This is a genomic window from Natronobacillus azotifigens (genome assembly GCF_026805325.1).
Classification (GTDB): domain Bacteria; phylum Bacillota; class Bacilli; order Bacillales; family Amphibacillaceae; genus Natronobacillus; species Natronobacillus azotifigens.
In genome coordinates, this window is sequence record NZ_JAPRAT010000001.1 from 1 (window position 1) to 20,435 (window position 20,435).

Below are 20,435 nucleotides of genomic sequence, written 5' to 3' on the forward strand. Positions count from 1 at the left end.
TTCATTCATAGTACAATGTAAGGTATCTGGGAGGTGTGTCGAGTGGAGCGGATTTATCGGTTATTAGCTACTTATAGGAAGAAAACAATTACCTTATCTGAGTTAGAACAATTAATGAAGGTTTATTTTCATACATATCAAGAATTTTCACAGGCAATCGTAGAACTTGAGGAAGAAAAGATATTGAGGATGGTTAAAGCAAAAGGAAGAACAGCTAGAACACCATCCTTAGCTTTTCACTATCGAATTAATAAAAGTTTACTAGCAAAAGATTTTCATATTGAACTCCAGAACTATCGAACGACCTTACACCCAGCCATAACAATCGATACATACTATGGAAAAGATCCTTCCTTATGGAAAGCAGATCTTCCATATCTTCTAAAACTCGATTATTATTTGAAACATTATCCTTTTCCAACGGAACAAGCACCAGCACCGGAGCGAAGTTATGAGCTGGTAGGTGATGAAAAATGGATCGTTGAAAAAGGAGGGAAAGAGTTACTTGATCGAGTCGGCCTTTTTGAAAAACTTCAGATTATTCCAGTTTCCGAGCCTCTTATGTTTGCGCTTAATCCGACAAAAATAGCTGAACAGAATCAATACCATCTGATTGTTGAAAACAAAACAACCTATCAGGGGCTTTTACCAGTATTATTAGAAACAATATTTTCCACATTGATTTACGGCAGTGGTAAGTCTGTAATAAAGAGTATAGAGCAATTTCCGAGCCAATATCCGGTTATGGCAAATCATCATTACTTTTATTTTGGTGATATCGATCGAGAAGGTATTTCAATTTGGTATTCTTTAGCGAAAAAACAATTACTTCAATTGGCGCTTCCCTTCTATCAAGCGTGCTTAACCCGCGAACCCACAATAGGCAAAGAATATCAACAAGAACGAACAGAAGCTGTTATGGCTTTTTTATCTGTTTTTTCAAACGAACATCAAAAGCAAATAAGGAAGGTTATCAATGAAGGAAAGTATTATCCACAAGAGACATTAAAAGCAAAAGAATTACAGCAGATATGGAGGGATACAGATTGGACGAGCTAGATTTTCGAGAAATAACAAATGGTTATAAAGAACGAGTACGGCGCTTAGCTCTGTTTGATCCGTTGTATGATCTTGATCGAAAGCGGGAACAAGACCAATTGGGGAATCCGATTGACATGAAAGGCCTCGGTTTGCTTGCTTTGTTATTCTTTTTTGAACAAAAATTAATGCGAGACTATAAAACAGATAGGAAACAATTGACGTTGTTTTTGCAAAGATTAACGAAAAATCACTATCAATTAGAAGAAACCGACTATGAAAAAATTGCCCGCACAATAATTCAGACATTTCGCCCTTCCACGGGAAAAAAGAGTAGTTATTCTTTTTTTAATTGGGAAAGTGGTGTAGAAGAGTCGATAGAATATTCGATATTAAAGGCCAATAACTTTGATAGTAAAACGAACACGCAGTATTACACGTTAGATGATGATGGCTTGGAACTTATCTTTGCGACGAAAGAATTTTATAGCGAGTTTCAATTATCGATTAATCAGTTAATGCTTCGAAAACAGCTAGATAAAGGGGAGTTCAACGGAGCATTACGACAAATCAATGAGATGCGAATTGATGTAGAAAGCCTAGAAGAACGCATGACGAAGCTGAAACATGAGATCCAACGAAGTATTGTTTCAGAAGAAACCTTTGAACGGTATAAGCAATTATTGGACGATATTTACGGACGTTTACAAAGAGAAGATGAGGAGTTTAAAGAATTACGTCAGTTTGTGAAGGAAACGCGAGAACGACTTTACTCAAAAGACCTCCATAAAAAAGAAAGCAAAACTTACAATGTCATCTTACGTATAACTAGAGAATTAGAGTCTGTTCACTACGAGCATTCACATCTACTAGAAAAAACGTTTGCTTTGAAAAATACGACACTCGTAACTGCGCAAGAATCACTCTACTACACAGGAATTCAAGCATTCAACTTTGATCAAGATATTGTTTCGCATGTTGTTTCCACACCATTACCGTATGATTCGATGCCCGGAATTCTTGCTCCTTTTTTAAAAGTAGAGGAAAATCCAATTTGGTCTCCTTTAACGTTATTAGCAGAGCAAAATATAACAGAAGAACGCGAACAAAGGGTGGAGCAAGGCTTTATTGAAGCTAAAGATCATGAAAAAGATGATCCGTACCGTGATTGGATCATGACCAAATATAAACAGTTGATGGAACAATTTTTGCATGCCTATGATTCAGGGAAAGGCTCCACATTGTCTCAGTTTATGACTTATTTAGATGAAGTTGAGGCATCGGATCGGTTTGAACAACGCTACTTTTATGATTTTTGGTTGATTTTGCATCAACGATCACCGATTCATCGTGATGTTAGCGAAGAGCAAGATAACCAGACATTACTTGGTGAAGCATTATCCCTTTTAGGAAAACGAACGTTAATTGTCGAAGAAGGCAATGGAATCGTGCAACGAACAGAACGATTCTCGATCCAAGAACTATCAATTAGTTTGGAGGAACCAGACGATGAACTATTCTGAACAGACAGTAACGAAAGCCTTTCAAATATATACGATCTTGGCTAGAGAAGGTGTAGCGGATAAAGAATCTGTTCAACTGTATCGTGCAGATGACCAAATTCGTGGCCTTTTAGATACCTTTAGTCGAGAAGTAGATTGTGTCATTGTAGGTACAAGTGAACAGTTATTTCTGATTCCTGAAACAAAGTTGTCACCTTTTCATGTGAGCAATGATTGGATCAAACGAAATTACTTACGATCTTCCGCTACTAATGGAGATATCTACCTTCTTTATTTTGCTACCATTATTTTATTCGGAAGTTTTTATGACACCTACCAAAGTCAAGAAGCAACTCGACAGTTTTTAAGAAAAGAAGAGTGGATTCGCTTTATTCAAGAGCGAATTGATCAACTGAAATCCCATGAAAAAGAGACACTGGCCTCCTTGGAAAAAGAATTTTCTTATAACTGGAGTATTATTATTGAAAAATGGGAAGACATGGATGACATAAAAGAAACCGCAAAAAAACAAACTGGAAACACGATTAGTCGATTTAGTTTTATTGATACTGTGAAACGATTTTTAATTGATCAAGCGCTGATTCAAGAGATTGGAAATGACGAGCTCACTTTAACCGAAAAAGCAAAAACAATTATTCAACGTTATTTTATGGAAGTAGAATACAACAAAGGTATTTTTGAATTTATCTATCGTTTTGAAAGGGAGGAAAGCCATGCCATCGATAAGTAAAATACGATTAACAAATATTGTTTATGAAGAAGGAAACAAGCGTTATAATGATGAGATGTTTTTATTTGATGGACATAATGGCGCTATTTTACTTGAGAATGGTGGGGGTAAAACCGTCTTAATTCATACCGCATTACAAGCGATTTTTCCTCATGTAGATTTAGCGGAACGGAAAATCAAAAAAACTCTCATGCTTGAAAATGCACCAGCACATATTGCTATTGAATGGATTGATCATGACAACCCTAGACGTTACGTGGTTACGGCTGTTTCTTTGTTTACGACCAAACAAGGTATTGATTCATTACGCTATGTTTATGAGTACGACGCAAATGACCCCAATGGTATCGAAGGAATTCCTTTTGTACGAGATGGAAAAGTAGGTAAACGGACAGCTGAACGCGGTGAAATGCAAGAATATTATGCACAAATGCGTGATAAAACGTTTAGTGCACGAACGTTTCAAACGATCAAAGAATTTCGAACATTTATCGAAGATCAGTATCATATTGTGGCGAGTGAATGGGAGAGCATTGTAAAAATTAATAGTTCAGAAGGTGGCGTGGAAGCTTTTTTTGACGAATGTAAAAGTACCAATCAGCTGTTTGATCGATTATTAATTCCAACGGTTGAAAATTCCATTGCTGGGCATGAAGCAACGATGTTTGCCGATCTTTTTGAACAACAACATAGCAGTTTTAAAAATTACAAGAAATTAAAGCAAACAATCGAAGAAAATAAAAAGATTCAAGAGCATCTTGAGGGGTATGTTCATACCTATCAAAGCTACGATCAATGCGAGCAGGATTACCAAAAAGTAAAGTCTGAGATGAAAGGTACTTGGAATGAATCGAAGCAACAAAAACATTCGAAGGAAGCAGAGCATGCCGATGTTCTAGAAAAACTAGCAGATTGGAAAGCGCGTCTACTTGAGTATCAAGTGAGCATGGCTTCTTATGAAATTTTTCAAGAGAAAACGACGTTCCAGATTCAAGAAAAAGAGTATAAAGAAGTTTATGGAGAAAAAGTAGAAACAGAAGAAAAGCTGAAGCAACAACTGCATGACTATTATTCATTAAAACTTGCAGAATTAAAAAAGGATCGAAAACAAGAAAAAATTGCGATAGAACAGATTAAACGTGAGTTATCCGAAATGAATCGGTCAGAGGAAGTTGAAGATATTAAGGAACAATTAGAGGAAGCAAAGCAAATGTTGCTTGGTGCTTATCTAACTGAGCTGGAAGTATTAGAACAAGAAAAGCAAGAATTAATCTATATGTTAAACCCAATTATCGAAGAGGTTGAGCAATTAAATGATAGAAAGCAAGACCAAATAAAAGCGGAAACACATTGGAATCAAATCTCGTCGAAAATGATAGCGATTAACGAATCACGTAGTAAGGACATGAAACAAATTAGACAACAAATTCTTGCTAATCCGCAACAAGAACAAGTGAGCGAAAAACTTGCTACCTGGCAGAAAAAAAGTCAATGGTTAGATGAAGAAACAGTGCGATTACAACAAGAAGGAAAACAATTAGATGATGAAGTTAAACAGATCGAACAGAATATTGATTCACGACAAGAAGAATACGTTAAGCTAGAACAAGATAAAAATCAAACGAACTTTTATCTTGATGCAGTAGAGCAGGCAGAACAACAGATCATGGGTATATTAACGGAACTTCGACCGCAGTGGATGAATCTCGAAGGTTTGTATTTGTCACAAGACTCTATTGAACAACGATTGACAGAACAACTCGATTCACTAACTAGAGAAAGACAAGAACTTCTTTATCGAGAACGTTTAGCTTATCGTTTTGTCGATGATTACAAAGAACAAGCAATATTTTTTGCTGATCCTTATCTAGAAGAGCAATCAACAAAATGGAAAAACCAATTTGATTATATCGTAACTGGGGTAGAATATGTTCAATCATTACCAGAATCAGAGAAACAAAAAGTTGAAGCATATCCACTCTGGTCAATGACCTTAGTTACTACAAATCAGTCAAAACATAAAGTGATCGAGAAAATTAAATCTGGGACAAACAATCTTCAATATCCAATTCGGGTTGTTTCTACGGAAGAAGCATTAGATTTTTCAACATTAGATTTTGATCAAGATTGGATCGCTCCATCTCATTGGAAAAACAACCTTTCACTTGATCTTTTTGATGAATGGAAAAAAGGAATACAATCACAGGCAAATCAAACAACCCAGCTTCGGGAAGAAAAGGAACGAGAGATAAAACGTTGGGATGACGGTAAAAATCGTTTTCATGCTTTTCTTAATCAATACCCATTTTATCAGGTTTCTGAATGGAAACAGCTATTAGCAGAGCAGAAACATCAGTTAGAAAGAATGAATGCTCGTTTAAAAGAAGACAAACGTCAAAAAGTTGAACAACAGCAACTTGTAGTTCGGATTCGAAAAAACATTACCGAACATCAAAGTGAAAAACAGGGACTAGATGTGAATATAGAAAAAGCAGTACAGTACTTACATTATGAAAAAGAGGTAGAAGAAGCTAAGAAAGCAGAAAAAGAAGCTCAAAAAGAATTAACCCAAGTGAAACGGGAAATATCGAGGATTCAGCGTGATGTAAATCGTTTGGAAGAAGAAAAAGTAGAGTTACAAACGCGAATTCATACCGCCAAAGCGGTAACAAATTCATTAATGCAAGAAGATGAATATCAGGCAATAAAAGAATTAACCCCAATTTATTCAGAGGAAAGCAAACAAAATTGTAGAGTACGTGTGCAAAATTTTGAAATGAAGTTACGTCAAATTATTCGTTCTGAAGGGGAGCTATTGGCAAAAAAAGAAGCGATCGAGAAAAGTATTCAAAGATTAAATAAACAAATAGACGATTTATTGCTAGAGCATAAAGACATTGATGAACAGAAACCATTTCCTAGTGATGGAAAACAAGTAATGGAAAAATTGTGGGAACGAAAGCAACAGTTAAATGAAGACCTGAATAAACTGATGATCGAGGTCGAAAAGAAGGCATCAACGAAGAATACACAACAAGGAAAATGGCAAATGAAAGTGGAGCACTTCGAAAAGGAATTTCCAGATCATGAAGTTATTGTTTTTTCTAAATCAATGGAAGAGATTAATTCAGAATTAGCTGAGATAAAAGCAAAATTAGATGATCGGAAGTTGTTTATTGATCAAGAAATGATGAGAGTCGAAAAAGAATTAACTTCGATAGAAGAAGCATTATATCATATGGACAAGTATATCGAAGCACATCATTTTAATGCACCAGATATCATTCCTATTGAGCTAACGACTGAACAAGTACGTGATTTTAGCTATCAGCGTATGGATTTTGTGAAGAATCTAACCAATCGTTTAAAACAAAAACAAGCCCTTACAGTTTCTGAATACAAACAAGTGGAGAAGGCAAGAAATTATTTTAGAGAATTTTGCAGAAAAGAGATATCAGAAATCAAGTTGCAGCAAATGGCGATCAATGGTGTGGAAACGAAACAAACATATCCCGATGTGTTAGATTTCAGAAAGAATATGATGACCCGAATTGAACAAGTGTCTCGCTATGCCAATGAGCATATTCGTAAAAGTGATGAGGATTTACAGTTATTTATTCATCGAATATACTCCCACCTTCAAACATTGGCGGATGAGTTAAATCAAATCCCGATGAAAACACGGGTGAAAGTAGAAGAGAATTGGAAACAAATTTTCCGGTTTAACATTCCAGAATGGGAAGAAGATGTAGGTAAGACGAGAATTAGGGATTATATTGAATGGATATTACAGCAATTAGAATCAAATGATTTTTTCAATGAGAATGGTGTTCAAGATGATGGCAAAGTCCGAAAACAAATCGAAACTTGGCTACAATCCAAACAATTGTTACGCATCGTGATGAATAATGAGATCATGAAAGTTCACTGTCGGAAGGTTACCAATGATAATAAAGTGACGACGAGATCTTATTCTTGGGAACAAAGTAATGTTTGGTCAGGTGGAGAAAAATGGAGTAAGAATATGACACTGTTTTTAGGGATTTTAAATTATGTTGCGGAGAAGAAAAAACATATTCAGTCTAACATGAAAAGACATCGTTCTGTTATTTTGGATAATCCATTCGGAAAAGCTTCCAGTGATCATGTGCTAAGTCCGGTATTTTTTGTCGCCGAGCAACTAGGTTTTCAAATTATTGCGTTGACCGCACATGCCGAAGGAAAGTTTCTTCAAGACTATTTCCCAATTATCTATAGCTGCCGATTGCGGGCTTCATCTGCTGCAGATAAAAAAGTCATGACAAAAGAAAAGTGGTTACACCATGCGTTTTTTCAAGACCATGACCCACATACCATTGAGCGTATTGGTGAAACCCAACAGATCGGTTTATTTGATTGAGATGATCTCTACTGTTTTGCTTTCGTCTCGGATTAGAGTAGTGTTAATTCTCATCGATGAATTTTTGTGAATCAGGAACACCAAGATGAAAGTTTGCAATAGAATATAGAAAAAGCACTGCTAAAAAGAATCAATCTTAAAGCAGTGCTTATTTTTTGTATTCCCAAGTAAAAAGTACATAAAAATCGACAAAAACCGACTTAAACCGACCGGTGACAGGCACCCATTGACTTTCATTCAAACGTTCATTATAATGACAGTACAATCAAACGAATATTTGAATGAAGGTGAATGGAATGAATAAAGAGGAAAAACATGCAGAAGATACATGTGAAATTTTTTGTTTTGACGAAGCAAAAGTGAAGCGAGTCCGTTCTGTCGTAGAAGATGTAAAGTTAACCACTGCTGCAAATATATTTAAGGCATTAGCAGATCAAACAAGGTTGAAAATTGCCTATGCTCTTCTAAAAGAGGATGAACTATGTGTTTGCGATGTTGCCAATATAATTGATGCTTCAACTGCTACTACGTCGCATCACTTGCGCCATCTTCGGAAACTAGGTATTGCGAGAAGTAGAAAAGAAGGGAAATTAGTTTTCTACGCATTAGATGATGAACACGTCAAGATGCTTGTAACAACAGCGGTTGTACATGGAAACGAGGTAGATAACCGTGAATAAGAAAAGTCAGAATGTAAATGAGCAGGTTTATCGTGTGCAAGGATTTTCCTGCGCAAATTGTGCTGGAAAATTCGAAAAAAACGTAAGAAACCTTTCAGGAGTAAAAAATGCTAAAGTGAATTTTGGTGCATCGAAAATCTCAATAACAGGACATGCGTCTTTAGAGGATTTAGAAAAAGCAGGAGCTTTCGAAAATTTGAAACTTACTCCCGAAAAACCGAGGGGATCATCGAGTCAAAAGAAAGAAAAATCCGAAGAAAAAGTTCCTTTGTTAAAAAAATACAGCATGTTACTTTATGCAGTTATGTTACTTTTCTTTGGTTTTCTTTCCTTTTTTGTGAATGGTGAAGAGAATCTGGTGACCATTTTTCTTTTTCTAACCTCCATGCAGGTTGGAGGATACTCTCTTTTCTTTGTTGGATTTAAAAATTTGCTACGTTTTGATTTCGATATGAAAACCTTAATGACCGTCGCTGTAATCGGTGGAGCTATTATTGGTGAATGGGCAGAGGTTGCTGTCGTTGTTATTCTTTTTGCCATAAGCGAAGAAATGGAACGATTTTCGATGGACCAAGCAAGAAATTCCATTCGTTCTCTCATGAATATAGCTCCAAATGAAGCACTCGTAAGACGGAATGGTCAGGAAGCAAATATCCCGGTGGATGATATTGTTGTTGGGGATATCATGATCGTAAAACCAGGTCAAAAAATTGCAATGGATGGAATAGTGGTGAATGGTAATACGGCTGTTAATCAGGCCTCAATAACTGGTGAATCAGTCCCCGTTGAAAAAACAACCCAAGATGAAGTGTTTGCAGGTACGTTAAATGGAGAAGGTTTAATTGAAGTTGAAATCACGAAGTTAGTTGAAGATACGACAATTGCAAAAATCATTCATCTTGTCGAAGAAGCACAAGGAGAGCGAGCACCAGCTCAAGCATTTATTGATAAATTTGCAAAATACTATACCCCAGCAATTATAATTATTGCATTGGTCGTTGCTATTTTGCCACCATTATTTTTCGAGGTAGAATGGTCGTCATGGGTATATCAAGGATTAGCTGTCTTAGTCGTTGGTTGTCCTTGTGCATTAGTAATCTCTACCCCGATATCAATTGTTTCTGCCATAGGAAATGCTGCAAAACAAGGGGTGCTGATTAAAGGTGGAATCTATCTAGAAGAAATGGGTACTTTAAAAGCTATTGCTTTTGATAAGACGGGTACTTTAACGAAAGGTGTTCCTACTGTAACAGATTATGAATTGATCAACGATTCCGTCGATGAAAAAGAAATTTTATCCATTATTACAGCTTTAGAAAATCGTTCCCAGCATCGACTTGCTTCAGCAATTGTGAAAAAAGCAGAAGTGGAGAATGTGGATTATGAAAGCTTGGAAGTTAAAGATTTTTCTGCGATTACCGGTAAAGGGGTCCAAGGTGTTATTAATAATAGTACCTACTTTATTGGAAACCCAAAATTATTTGAATCCCTATCGTTGGAGGAAGAGATAATAGATAAAGTTGCTGTTTTTCAGAAACAAGGAAAAACAACAATGCTAGTTGGAACAGAAAAAGAAATGTTGGCAATCATAGCTGTCGCAGACGAAGTAAGAGATTCAAGCAAAGAAGTAATCGAGAAGCTACACAAAGCAGGAATAAAAGAAACCATCATGCTTACTGGAGATAATCAAAGTACCGCCAATGCAATTGGTTCACTTGTTGGTGTGACAAAAGTGCAGGCAGAGTTAATGCCAGAGAATAAATTACATTTCATGAAACGATTGCGAGCAAGCCATGGCAAGGTAGCAATGGTTGGTGATGGTGTAAATGATGCGCCAGCATTAGCAGCAGCTACCGTGGGTATTGCAATGGGAGGGGCTGGAACAGATACGGCATTAGAAACCGCAGATGTGGCCTTAATGGCAGATGATTTACGCAAACTGCCATTTGCGATAAAATTAAGTCGTAAAGCATTAAATGTTATTAAAGCAAACATTACGTTTTCGATTGGGATTAAATTGATTGCTTTATTATTAGTGATCCCCGGTTGGTTAACCCTCTGGATCGCTATCCTATCTGATATGGGAGCAACTATCATCGTAGCACTAAACAGTATGCGTCTCATGCGGGTGCCTGTCACCGCCCGGTTTTTGTCGAATGAAAGAGAGTAGCTTTAATCAATTGGAGAGCTACTCTCTTTTTTGCTTAGGAAACAAAATTTCAGATTTGTGAATATTTTTTTGAACAGATTGAGTTACGTCCAGTCCGAGCGCCAAAAACCATGCAACTTCATGTAGCAATCTACGATAAGTCATCATCGGTTCGTAAGCAAAACGTGATTCCTTAATCACGATTGATTCACTCCAGCTGTTACGATTTTAACTGGCACTCTGCACATTTGTTCCAAGATAAGAAAAGTTAAAGATTAGCTATATGGATTTTTTAGGTGTTTTTTTAAAAAATAGATGTAAAAGATTTTCTAGTATAACAGTAGGGTATCATCGTGCGAACGAGCATAACATATAGTTGGGATTCCCGTAGAGTAAGAAATAACAAGTTTAAGCTCTTTACAAAATTCTTACTTTTTAAAAAAACAATTCACAATACAATATTTGTACTATACAATAAAAAAGGAGGGATCTTATGGAATCAAACAAAGGAAATAAGAGTATATACTTAGAAAAAAAGGCCACCGACTGCTGTACTGAAGAAGTGGGATCAATGGTTCAGAAGCTTGTACGAGTGTTGCAAATATTTGAAAGGGATCAAATAAAGCCTTTTGGATTTACAACCACTCAATGCCATGTTCTACTAGAATTGAAAAAGTTCAACAAGCTTACCATGAATGAGCTGAGTGAAAGAATGAACTTAAACACCAGTACTATGACTAGAATTATAAATAATCTTGTTAGGGATGGCTATGTACAACGCTTAAAAGATGAATGGGATAGGAGAATAGTAAAAGTTAAATTAACAGAAGAAGGAATTAATGCTGCACAGAGTTTGGAAGAATCCATTATGGACTATTACAGAGAAATAGTAAGTAACTTACCAAATGGGAAGGTAGAGGAAGTTCTCAGATCAGTAGAATTATTAGTTGGTGCATTTGATAAAGCAAATCCATTTTGATGTAAATAAATCATTTTTATAGCCCCTATCAAAGAAACTGTAGAAGTTCAATAGTTCAATACTGACGAAAAACGTAAGAGGGAGGGTGTCATATGAAAAAAAAGTTATCATTAAAAGAGCTTTTCAAGCTAGCAAAAGGTACCGACACAGACTGCTGTGACAAGGAAGCAAGCAAAAAAAGCTGTTGCACTTTAAACGAAGTTGCTAAATCCAATGATACTGGTGATAATCAAAATAAAAACTGAATATAATATCGAAAAAAATCAAATCTTTTATTTGTATTATACAAATATTTTATCATGCAATTAAATTTTGGTTTTTTATAAAAAAATTTAGTGTATATGGGCACCTAAATTGTGAGGAGAGTTATTATGAATGATTTACTTTATGTATTAGAATTTGTTTTTAATGCTGTTAGAAGTATAGGAGTGTTTTTTATAATAGGAATTTCCATCGCATCTTTAATAAAAACCTTTAAGCTAGATGCACACCTTAAAAAAGTATTTGAAGCCAGAAAAGAATCTTCTATTCCTATAGCAGCTGTCACAGGAACAGTTAGTCCGCTTTGCTCTTGTGGAGTTATACCAGCAATTGCTGCACTCCTGGTAGCAGGGGTACCCTTAGCTCCAATTATGGCATTTTGAATTTCATCTCCTTTAATGGATCCAGAATCTTTTGTACTGACATATGGATTACTCGGTAAAGAAATGGCAGTAGCAAGGGTAGTGGCTGCTTTATCAATTGGTATAATGGCTGGATATTTCACTCTATATTTGTCTAATAAAGGATTCTTAGAAAATCAATTACTAAACAATATAAAAATAACTCATGCAACTACTCGTAATAAAGAGAAGGAATTAGAAAAAAGTCAAATAGCAATTATTAGGTTGTTTCAGTTTCTAATAAACTTTAAAAATCTTGGTATTTTTGTTGGTAAATTCATATTAATCGCGTTTGTATTGGAGGCTGTAATGATAATGTATGTGCCAATGGAGTGGGTGGGAGGAATACTGGGAAGCGATAATCCTTTTGGACCTATACTGGCAGCATTAATAGGTGTGCCTGCATACGCCAGTAGCGTTTCTGCTATGCCCATTATAAGGGGATTAATGGACCTAGGGATGGATAAAGGTACTGCTCTATCATTTATGGTAGGGGGAGCAACAACATCTATACCTGCAATGGTGGCGGTATATTCATTAGTAAAGAGAAGAACCTTTTTACTTTATATAACTTTTAGTTTGATTGGAGCCATTCTAGCGGGTTATATCTTTAGACTGTTCTAAAGGAAAAATGCTTAATTAATGCTTGTTGTAGAATTAATTACAGGAACATAATGGGTGAAGAAATATTGATGCCTCATGACCAATATGAATGAAATGAGAAGTTCATTTGGGGTGTCATGACAGTTAAATATTACAGATAGGCGTCCATAAAACACCTGTCTCAAATTAGTGAGCAGAGTTGACTTGTTGAGAGGCGGGGGATAACGGTCGCTAATGTCCTCTTTCAATCAACTACCAATCAGTAGGGGAAATGTAATGCGTCACTGATTGAAGTGTCGTTTTATCTAGTCAAAGTATTGTTGAAGCACCATCAATATATACTTCAGTTCCCGTAATATGTGTGGAACCATCAGAGGGCAGGAAAATGTACAAGGTCCGCGACTTGTTCTGGTTTCCCTCCTTTTACTTCTAACGGTTGACTTCTTTTTGGTATTCTGCAGGAATATTTATTTTTTTAAGCTTTTCATCTTCTTTAAATGTATTTTTACCAATATTCGTCTTAATTTGACCAGGACAAATGATGTTAACACGAATGTGATATGCCGTTGAATCGGGTTCAATTCGTGTGGCCGAACATAGATCGTAACATATAATGGATGGGATTCCCGTAGAATAAGAACTACCCATTCACTCGTAACGAGTCTTGTGGGACAACAGGTAACTGTTATTTTTAAGAGTAGGCAGTTAGGAATGGGGCTAGAAGCTGTGTGCGATAATACCGCAAGAACGGTTATGAGAGGGGAAGGAACTCAATCCTAATGGAAAGGTTCCCTTCTACGCGACCTTGCTAATTTGGAAAGTGTCACGCTATAGCGTAACATGACAAGAATTAGCTTGTCACCATCAGCTCCCTACAAAATAGAGCTTCTTATTATTCTTAAATAGAATCGGGTGGTTTTCCTGAATTATCTTATTTAAGTTCTCCGTGATTGTGGCTTTTTAATGAACCATCTTTGTTTACGCTATCGATTTGTCCATCGATCGTACCTTCCATAAAAGTATCAGAAATTTGTTCATGTGTGATCGCTATTCCATCGTCTATCTCATTACTTTCCATAGTTTCAAAAGCATAATCCGTCTTTTTTACCTCTTTGTTCACTGTTCTTTCAACCTCTTTTTTACTCATTGGTTTTCCTCCTTTTTTCATGATATCTATAGCTTTTGTAATAGTAGGATAAATATCGAAGCCAAAATTTGCCCACTTTATTACAAGAGATCATTTTACCTAATATCTTATCAAATGTTATGATGAGAAGATAAAGGAGGGGAGCGAATGGATACCATAATATTTGATGTCGATGATACACTATACGATCAAGCGTTATCCTTTCATAAAACGTGTAAGAAAATAATCAAAAAACCTTTAACAGATGACGAAATGGATCAGCTGTACCGAACTAGTCGAAAATATAGTGAACTGCTATTTGATCAGAGTGAACAAGGTTTAATTACGGAAAGAGATTGGCAAATCGGGCGCATTATTCATGCTTGCCGAGATTATGACATACCTATGGATGAAGAAACAGCAACAGTTTTTCATGAAACCTATGTTGTGGAACAAAAGAACATAACGTTATTTCCAGAAGTGATGATGTTATTAGATATGCTTTTGCAGCAAGGGAAGCGTCTGGGGATTTTAACGAATGGGGAACACCATCATCAATCGATGAAAATAAAACAACTTGAATTAACGAATTGGATTCCAGAAGAACATATTTTTATTTCTGGGGCCATTGGTTATGCAAAACCAAATAAAGAAGTATTTACGTTTATTGAGAAGAAGCTCAACCTTAATCCGGCAGATACAATTTATGTAGGCGATAATTATGAAAAAGATATTGTCGGTGCAAAGCAAGCAGGCTGGCAAGCAATCTGGATGAATCATCGAAAGAGAAAACTAGCACTAGACGAAGAAATCTCCCCTGATCTTGAAGTATTTAACGCAAAAGAACTTTTAAACACTTTTGAAAAATAGAAAACACTAATCTTGAAATTATTCATTGGTTGATAACTTCATGAGCAATAAGAATACTCATGATAATCCAATAACCCGTTCATACTAGTGATAGGTGGTGAAGCAGATGTTATGTGAAACGAATAAAGAATTGGATGAATTAGTGGAAGAAGCAAGGAAATATACGAAAGATGGACAAGTAGCGGATTATATTCCAGCCCTCGGAAAGGCAGATCCTTATGATTTATCTATTGCCATAAACTATCCAGACGGTCGTTGTGTATCAGCAGGAGATGTACAGAAAAGGTTTACCCTCCAAAGTACGTCAAAAGTAATAAGTTTAGCTCTTGTATTGATGGATCGCGGATATGATGAAGTGTTTGAGCATGTTGGAATGGAACCAACAGGTGATCCGTTTAATTCGATTGCTAAACTAGAGAAGATGACGCCAGCCAAACCACTAAATCCAATGATCAATGCTGGTGCCCTTGTGGTTACGCATATGATAAAAGGTAATTCGGTGCAGGAAAGATTTGATCGTTTATTATCATTTATCCAACAATTGGCGAATGATGCCTCGATTGGTTTTAGTGAAGAGATTGCACAATCTGAACTAGAAACGGCTGATCTGAATCGTGCTCTTTGTTATTTCTTGAAACAGCATAACCGATTAAATGAAGAGGTAGAAGATCTTCTTAATCTTTATACCAAGCAATGCGCGATTGAAATGAACTGTCTTCATTTGGCACGAATTGGAATGGTGTTTGCCATGGATGGCATGGATCCAATAACATCGAAACAGCTAATGCCAAAGGAAGTTGCACGTATTTGTAAAACATTTATGGTAACTTGTGGGATGTATAATGCTTCTGGAGAGTTTGCAATAAAAGTTGGTATTCCAGCCAAAAGTGGTGTAGCAGGAGGGATTATGGGCGCAGTTCCTGGTAAGTTCGGTATCGGTATCTTTGGCCCTGCCTTGGACGATAAAGGAAATAGTATTGCAGGAATGAAATTATTAGAGATGTTATCTAATGATTATCAACTAAGCATGTTTTAAGGGTGGTGTTTGTTTCCCACCCTTACTCCAAAATCAAAGCAGGGACTTGAAAAATTCGATCATGACTTTCCCAGGATTATTTCCCCAAAGAAAAGCTAGAGCAAAAAACAAGAGGGAGCTAAGTATCATAATAAATCCAAGTATTCCGTCAGGTTTCAGTTCATTTGTAACAATTAGTAAGATAATACCAATGATTAAAAAACTATAATTCCAATAAATTTTTTTCATATTATCCCCACCTAATCATGTGAATTAAAGAACAATCTATTTTTATTATACATTTATTGTATATCATTAGATATAGTTAATTCAAAAGAAACAAAATGAAAAGTTTTGTATCTCTTCGTTGGATTATTCATCTGTTCACAGGTACGGAAAGCATGTATTCGGGTTATCAAAAACTTCATCGCCTCGACCTGCTAGCTTTTATCCCGGAGCAACCGTCCGTAAGACTCCCACTTCAAAACAACGAGAAAATCAAGTTGTTTAAGTGGGAGTAACGGACGCTAGCACCCCGAATGGTTGAAGGGCCTTTAGGTCATCCTTTAGGGCTAACAATCAGTGGGGGAATACCTAAAAACCCCCCACTGATTGAAGTTTCACTTTATTTTACCAACTTTTCAAACATACACTTAAATGTCAATTCCACGAAGAAATATAGATAGGATCAAGCAATCTGGCTCCATGAAAAATGTATGAAATCTATCTTTCCATGAAAATTAGCCATTTCTTTCGTATGAAAAAAATAAACAAAGGAGGCGATACCATGAAGTTTGGTATGCGTAAACCAAGTCTAAAGAGGAGAATATCGGCTCGAACAAGTATAAAAAGGCAAGTAGTTCACCGAGGTGGTTTAAAAATGCCTAAAGGTACTGGATGGGCTAGAAGTCCAAAGAAATATGCTTACAACAAAGTATATCGAAAAACGAGTTTTGACCTCTTTAAACTGCTCAAGAAGCTATTTAAATGATTGACTGGTTTACGTTTTGTTGGTTCAATTGTGATATGTTAGCTTTATGCTACATAAAAAGGAGCGATCCTATGTTATCAATCTATGAAAACCTCATTGCATTAACAGAAGAAGAAGAAGAGATTCTAGATCAGGCAAAAAGCAATGTGAATAAAACAGTATATACCAATCAACAGGATTTTGTTATTGAAAGAGCAAAGTTTTTACCGGACAATAAATTGATTGTGATCCGCAAACATCCAAGGTATATTGCATTTCCAACACACCGTCATGATTATATTGAATTAAATTATGTCTATCATGGTAAGCTAAAACAAAAAGTAGGACAAGAATGGATTGAATTGCAAAAAGGCGAACTTCTCTTTTTAAACCAACATATTGAGCATGAACTAGAACCATGTGGTGATGAGGACTTAATTATTAATTTTATTATTGATCCAAAGTTTTTTGACCATATGTTTCAAAACCTTGATATTGAAGGCGCAGAGCAATCCATTATCAATTTTTTAATCAGTGGACTTTTTAACCATGACCGAGCGGGACATTATCTGTATTTTCGCGTTTCAAAAGAAAGAGAAATTCAAGAGATTATTAAAAAGATGATACTCGAAATGATGGAGCCCTCCATTTTTTCTGAAGTTACGATGAAATTTCAAATGGGATTATTGATGGTTCAACTGATGGAGCACGCAGATAAGGCGATTACACGCTCCAATCATTTATATGATCACCGCATTGTAGTAGAAGTACTAGCTTACATTAATGATTCATACCAAACAGCATCATTAGAGCATATTTCAAACCATCTGCAAATGGCATCCTATAATCTTAGTAAGCAGATTAAGAAGAGTACCGGAAAAACATTTAAAGAAATTTTGCAAGAACGTAGATTAGAGGAAGCTAAAATTCTATTGAAACACACACAGATCTCAATTGATCAAATCGCGGAAGATATTGGCTATGAGAATATTAGTTATTTTTATCGTATTTTTAAAAAAAGATATGGCTGTACACCAAGAGTTTTTCGGGAAAGGGATTAAAAAACCATCAAAAAATAATTTGATGGTTTTTTCGCTTGTTTAAAAAGTATTAATTAACTTTTGTCACTTCGATATATTTTACTTCTAACGGTTCTAATGTTGTGAAACACGTCCAATTATTATCAACCACATCTACTGTATATTGTCTTAATCTAGGTATCGATGCATTCTTCATTAGATGGATATCATAATCTGTTTGAATCGGAATTCCACCCATCTCCACCCATTTATCATAAGCGCTACCATATTCTTGATTAATTATATATTCCTTAACAAGATAATGTCCATTATCAATATTTATAAAGGGAATAGAAAAATCTAGAGCAAGATTTTGGGTGAATGGTGTATAGCGATTTGTTTGTGTCATTGCAAAGGCTTTCCCGTCAGCAAAAACCTTACTATAATGTTCGTAATTGTAACAGATCATCGAAATTTCATCATTTTTCTTGGTAATAAAATAACTGTCTCCCTCTGAAATTAATTGATCTCCAAGCCAACTCAAAAACTCTAGCACATAGAAATGTGGTTTTTTAATGCCGTTATAAGTGAATAATCCCAACCCACCATGAAAAAGATTATTATCTAATTGAAACTCTTCAATAAAATCTGTTAATGACCAATAACCGAAGCTATCTAATTTATCATAATTTGATAATATATTTTTTGCTAAATAACATCCAATAAAGACGGTATCATTAATTAAATTCCGGTGTGATACAGTTAGATTCCACTCAGTCAAGTAGATATTTAAATGCTCCAAATGTAGATCCTTCAGCAGTACTTTAACACTATCTATATATTTGTTAAAATCTTGGTGATCATGACTCAGTTTTGCTTTATATGGTAAAGAAAGGCTATGCTCTTCAGCTAAATTATTAAAATCGTCAGAGTAATAGTGTAAATTTAGAAACTCAGGTGTGCAATCATTCTCCACTGTCCACAAAAGAAAATTCCTCGCCCATTCTTTACTCATAGTAGTGATAAGTAATAATGAAGGGCTACCAAAAATCAGGTTTGGATTTATTTTTTTTACACTAATATATGTTTCTATATATAATTGATAAAATTTTTCATCACTGCCGATTCCGAACATATTCGCTGACGTGTCTGGTTCATTCCATACACAATAAAGCCATTGTTCGATGACCTTAGTGCCGTATCGAGATTGAATATGTTGAATGAATGCCTCAATTAATAATTTCCATTCTTTGATATCATTAGGATAGGACGTATTCATTTTTGATGCGAAAACATGTTTTTCTGTATTGCTAGCTAACACTTCTGGCATAAATGATAGTTGTATTAGTGGGATTAAATCTAGTGAGACAAGGAAATCAAGTACTTTATCAATTAGGATAAAACTAAAGGACAAGCTTCCATTCTCATTGCGTTTACAGACTAACATGTCATCAGACAACAAGCCGTGAAACTTAATGTATTTAAAGTTTATTGCTTTTTGCAATTCGGTGAGCATTTCTTGAACTTCTTTATATAACAATTCTTTCGCACGACCAACAGAGGTGAAATTCTTGAAATTGTGTGTTAAAGGAATTGTCTTTTCAGCTAAATCAATTAGATCCAACGATTTGATTTTATTTCCTCTGTTTATGACATTCGTTTGTGTTCGTTCCTCATTAAAATACTTACTTATCTTGTCCAAATAATATTTGGGCTCAAATTCAATATAATCAACAAGATTGTCAGAAGGATGATCATGTTTTTTATTTGTTTTTTTCTGTGATTTTCGATAAACACTTGGCAACATATCATACTCTTTTTTGAATGCTCTTAAAAAGGATCTTGTTTCGGAAAAACCATGTTTTCTTGCAATCTCTTCAATCGATAGATCGGATGAAATAAGATCATTAACGGCATATTCGATCCGTATTTTATCGTAATAAGTAGTGAAATTAATACCAATATATTTATCAAAAAAACTCGAAAGGTAAGGCGCGGATAGGTGTTCTCTTTCAGCCACTTGGGATAGAGTCAAGTTTTCGTTATAGTGCTCTTTTATATAATTCAGAATATTACTTAAACGTTTTAAATGTTTGTCCGTTTTTACATTATTTATTTGCCGATCAGATTTAAAATTTCTCATTAACTCACCAATTAATGAATAAGCAAGAGATAAATTGTAAGCGTATGTTGATTCGTCATTAAGTGAATTAGTATAGATCATATTTGCAATCAAACTTTTAATCTTTTCAAAAGACTTATTTGGTTGAGTTTGTGTAAAACAGTCAAAACTCATTTTTTTAATATTATCTCTCAAATTAAATTCATCTAATTCAATTTGAACAGCTATAAGTACGGCATAATCAGAATGCAATTGATGTAGTTCATTACTATTTATGACAATAACGTCCTCTTCTTTGAGCTTGTAACTTTTATCATTTATATAAATATCAACATTTCCCTCTAACATGTATAACAACTCGATGCTTTTGTGCCAGTGCTTTTTGACACTCCCTAACTGATGAATAAATATTTTTATCGGAATATCTTCTTCATATTGAATCATTTCATAGTTGTGTTGCATATTTTCCCTCCTAGTTGTAAACGTATTCTTTTGAAAATTATAACTGAAATAAGTGAATATGTAAAAAACATCTTCACAATTTTAAGTT

The 20,435-nt window shown here is 35.3% G+C and carries 16 protein-coding genes and 1 pseudogene; 13 read left to right on the forward strand and 4 right to left on the reverse strand.

Going from position 1 to position 20,435, the window contains the following annotated elements; translation table 11 throughout:
* Window positions 1-42: 42 nt before the first annotated feature.
* The 6 genes from OWO01_RS00005 to OWO01_RS00030 all read left to right on the forward strand — a co-directional run bounded on the left by OWO01_RS00005 (window position 43) and on the right by OWO01_RS00030 (window position 10,540).
* Complete coding sequence (locus OWO01_RS00005) at window positions 43-1,059, forward strand: Wadjet anti-phage system protein JetD domain-containing protein (protein WP_268778365.1); 1,017 nt, start codon at window positions 43-45, stop codon at window positions 1,057-1,059.
* Window positions 1,047-2,561 (forward strand): replicative DNA helicase, encoded by a 1,515-nt coding sequence (locus OWO01_RS00010; RefSeq protein ID WP_418936185.1) that lies wholly within the window; start codon window positions 1,047-1,049, stop codon window positions 2,559-2,561. The genes OWO01_RS00005 and OWO01_RS00010 overlap by 13 nt, the downstream gene beginning before the upstream one ends.
* Window positions 2,548-3,291, forward strand: a complete 744-nt coding sequence (locus tag OWO01_RS00015; protein ID WP_268778367.1) for a DUF6063 family protein — start codon at window positions 2,548-2,550, stop codon at window positions 3,289-3,291. The genes OWO01_RS00010 and OWO01_RS00015 overlap by 14 nt, the downstream gene beginning before the upstream one ends.
* Window positions 3,275-7,690 carry a coiled-coil domain-containing protein gene (locus OWO01_RS00020; RefSeq protein ID WP_268778368.1) on the forward strand — a complete coding sequence of 1,472 codons (4,416 nt, stop codon included), beginning with the start codon at window positions 3,275-3,277 and terminating at the stop codon, window positions 7,688-7,690. Before OWO01_RS00015 ends, OWO01_RS00020 begins: the two co-directional genes overlap by 17 nt.
* Before the next feature lie 296 nt (window positions 7,691-7,986).
* Window positions 7,987-8,370: an ArsR/SmtB family transcription factor gene (locus OWO01_RS00025; RefSeq protein ID WP_268778369.1), complete on the forward strand. Its 384-nt coding sequence runs from the start codon at window positions 7,987-7,989 to the stop codon at window positions 8,368-8,370.
* Window positions 8,363-10,540 carry a heavy metal translocating P-type ATPase gene (locus OWO01_RS00030; RefSeq protein WP_268778370.1) on the forward strand — a complete coding sequence of 726 codons (2,178 nt, stop codon included), beginning with the start codon at window positions 8,363-8,365 and terminating at the stop codon, window positions 10,538-10,540. Before OWO01_RS00025 ends, OWO01_RS00030 begins: the two co-directional genes overlap by 8 nt.
* 18 nt (window positions 10,541-10,558) lie before the next feature.
* Here the strand turns inward: OWO01_RS00030 and OWO01_RS00035 are convergent, their stop codons facing one another.
* Window positions 10,559-10,720 (reverse strand): hypothetical protein, encoded by a 162-nt coding sequence (locus OWO01_RS00035; protein ID WP_268778371.1) that lies wholly within the window; start codon window positions 10,718-10,720, stop codon window positions 10,559-10,561.
* A 292-nt stretch (window positions 10,721-11,012) separates the two neighbouring features.
* Here OWO01_RS00035 and OWO01_RS00040 point away from each other — a divergent pair, with 292 nt between their 5' ends.
* The 3 genes and pseudogenes from OWO01_RS00040 to OWO01_RS00050 all read left to right on the forward strand — a co-directional run bounded on the left by OWO01_RS00040 (window position 11,013) and on the right by OWO01_RS00050 (window position 12,784).
* Window positions 11,013-11,498: a MarR family winged helix-turn-helix transcriptional regulator gene (locus OWO01_RS00040; protein WP_268778372.1), complete on the forward strand. Its 486-nt coding sequence runs from the start codon at window positions 11,013-11,015 to the stop codon at window positions 11,496-11,498.
* 92 nt (window positions 11,499-11,590) lie between these two features.
* Complete coding sequence (locus OWO01_RS00045) at window positions 11,591-11,743, forward strand: hypothetical protein (RefSeq protein ID WP_268778373.1); 153 nt, start codon at window positions 11,591-11,593, stop codon at window positions 11,741-11,743.
* A gap of 126 nt (window positions 11,744-11,869) precedes the next feature.
* Window positions 11,870-12,784 (forward strand): annotated as a pseudogene (locus tag OWO01_RS00050) (permease).
* A gap of 910 nt (window positions 12,785-13,694) precedes the next feature.
* On the opposite strand, the gene OWO01_RS00060 reads toward OWO01_RS00050, so the two are convergent.
* The gene (locus OWO01_RS00060; RefSeq protein ID WP_268778374.1) at window positions 13,695-13,910 is read right to left on the reverse strand and encodes a YozQ family protein; all 216 of its coding nucleotides are present in this window, start codon (window positions 13,908-13,910) and stop codon (window positions 13,695-13,697) included.
* 147 nt (window positions 13,911-14,057) lie between these two features.
* Here OWO01_RS00060 and OWO01_RS00065 point away from each other — a divergent pair, with 147 nt between their 5' ends.
* Together OWO01_RS00065 and glsA are read left to right on the forward strand one after the other, a co-directional pair.
* On the forward strand, window positions 14,058-14,759 hold the full coding sequence (locus tag OWO01_RS00065) for an HAD family hydrolase (RefSeq protein WP_268778375.1): 702 nt from the start codon (window positions 14,058-14,060) through the stop codon (window positions 14,757-14,759).
* Window positions 14,760-14,865: 106 nt separating this feature from the next.
* A complete protein-coding gene (gene glsA, locus OWO01_RS00070; RefSeq protein WP_268778376.1) occupies window positions 14,866-15,795 on the forward strand; it encodes a glutaminase A in 930 nt (309 codons plus the stop codon).
* Between the two features lie 33 nt (window positions 15,796-15,828).
* On the opposite strand, the gene OWO01_RS00075 is transcribed toward glsA, so the two are convergent.
* Window positions 15,829-16,023 (reverse strand): hypothetical protein, encoded by a 195-nt coding sequence (locus OWO01_RS00075; protein ID WP_268778377.1) that lies wholly within the window; start codon window positions 16,021-16,023, stop codon window positions 15,829-15,831.
* A 538-nt stretch (window positions 16,024-16,561) separates the two neighbouring features.
* Between OWO01_RS00075 and OWO01_RS00080 the strand changes: the two genes are divergently transcribed.
* Both OWO01_RS00080 and OWO01_RS00085 read left to right on the forward strand, forming a co-directional pair.
* Window positions 16,562-16,765, forward strand: a complete 204-nt coding sequence (locus tag OWO01_RS00080) for a hypothetical protein (protein ID WP_268778378.1) — start codon at window positions 16,562-16,564, stop codon at window positions 16,763-16,765.
* Between the two features lie 71 nt (window positions 16,766-16,836).
* Window positions 16,837-17,805, forward strand: a complete 969-nt coding sequence (locus tag OWO01_RS00085) for an AraC family transcriptional regulator (protein WP_268778379.1) — start codon at window positions 16,837-16,839, stop codon at window positions 17,803-17,805.
* A gap of 49 nt (window positions 17,806-17,854) precedes the next feature.
* Here the strand turns inward: OWO01_RS00085 and OWO01_RS00090 are convergent, their stop codons facing one another.
* On the reverse strand, window positions 17,855-20,347 hold the full coding sequence (locus tag OWO01_RS00090) for a GH39 family glycosyl hydrolase (protein ID WP_268778380.1): 2,493 nt from the start codon (window positions 20,345-20,347) through the stop codon (window positions 17,855-17,857).
* Between the last annotated feature and the right edge of the window lie 88 nt (window positions 20,348-20,435).

Excerpts from the sequence above, each read along its gene's own strand:
- OWO01_RS00060 (WP_268778374.1), bottom strand. The coding sequence starts at position 13,910 with ATGAGTAAAAAAGAGGTTGAAAGAACAGTGAACAAAGAGGTAAAAAAG.
- OWO01_RS00040 (WP_268778372.1), top strand. The coding sequence starts at position 11,013 with ATGGAATCAAACAAAGGAAATAAGAGTATATACTTAGAAAAAAAGGCC.
- OWO01_RS00020 (WP_268778368.1), top strand. The coding sequence starts at position 3,275 with ATGCCATCGATAAGTAAAATACGATTAACAAATATTGTTTATGAAGAA.
- OWO01_RS00065 (WP_268778375.1), top strand. The coding sequence starts at position 14,058 with ATGGATACCATAATATTTGATGTCGATGATACACTATACGATCAAGCG.
- OWO01_RS00015 (WP_268778367.1), top strand. The coding sequence starts at position 2,548 with ATGAACTATTCTGAACAGACAGTAACGAAAGCCTTTCAAATATATACG.
- OWO01_RS00080 (WP_268778378.1), top strand. The coding sequence starts at position 16,562 with ATGAAGTTTGGTATGCGTAAACCAAGTCTAAAGAGGAGAATATCGGCT.
- OWO01_RS00085 (WP_268778379.1), top strand. The coding sequence starts at position 16,837 with ATGTTATCAATCTATGAAAACCTCATTGCATTAACAGAAGAAGAAGAA.
- OWO01_RS00075 (WP_268778377.1), bottom strand. The coding sequence starts at position 16,023 with ATGAAAAAAATTTATTGGAATTATAGTTTTTTAATCATTGGTATTATC.
- OWO01_RS00090 (WP_268778380.1), bottom strand. The coding sequence starts at position 20,347 with ATGCAACACAACTATGAAATGATTCAATATGAAGAAGATATTCCGATA.
- OWO01_RS00045 (WP_268778373.1), top strand. The coding sequence starts at position 11,591 with ATGAAAAAAAAGTTATCATTAAAAGAGCTTTTCAAGCTAGCAAAAGGT.
- glsA (WP_268778376.1), top strand. The coding sequence starts at position 14,866 with ATGTTATGTGAAACGAATAAAGAATTGGATGAATTAGTGGAAGAAGCA.
- OWO01_RS00025 (WP_268778369.1), top strand. The coding sequence starts at position 7,987 with ATGAATAAAGAGGAAAAACATGCAGAAGATACATGTGAAATTTTTTGT.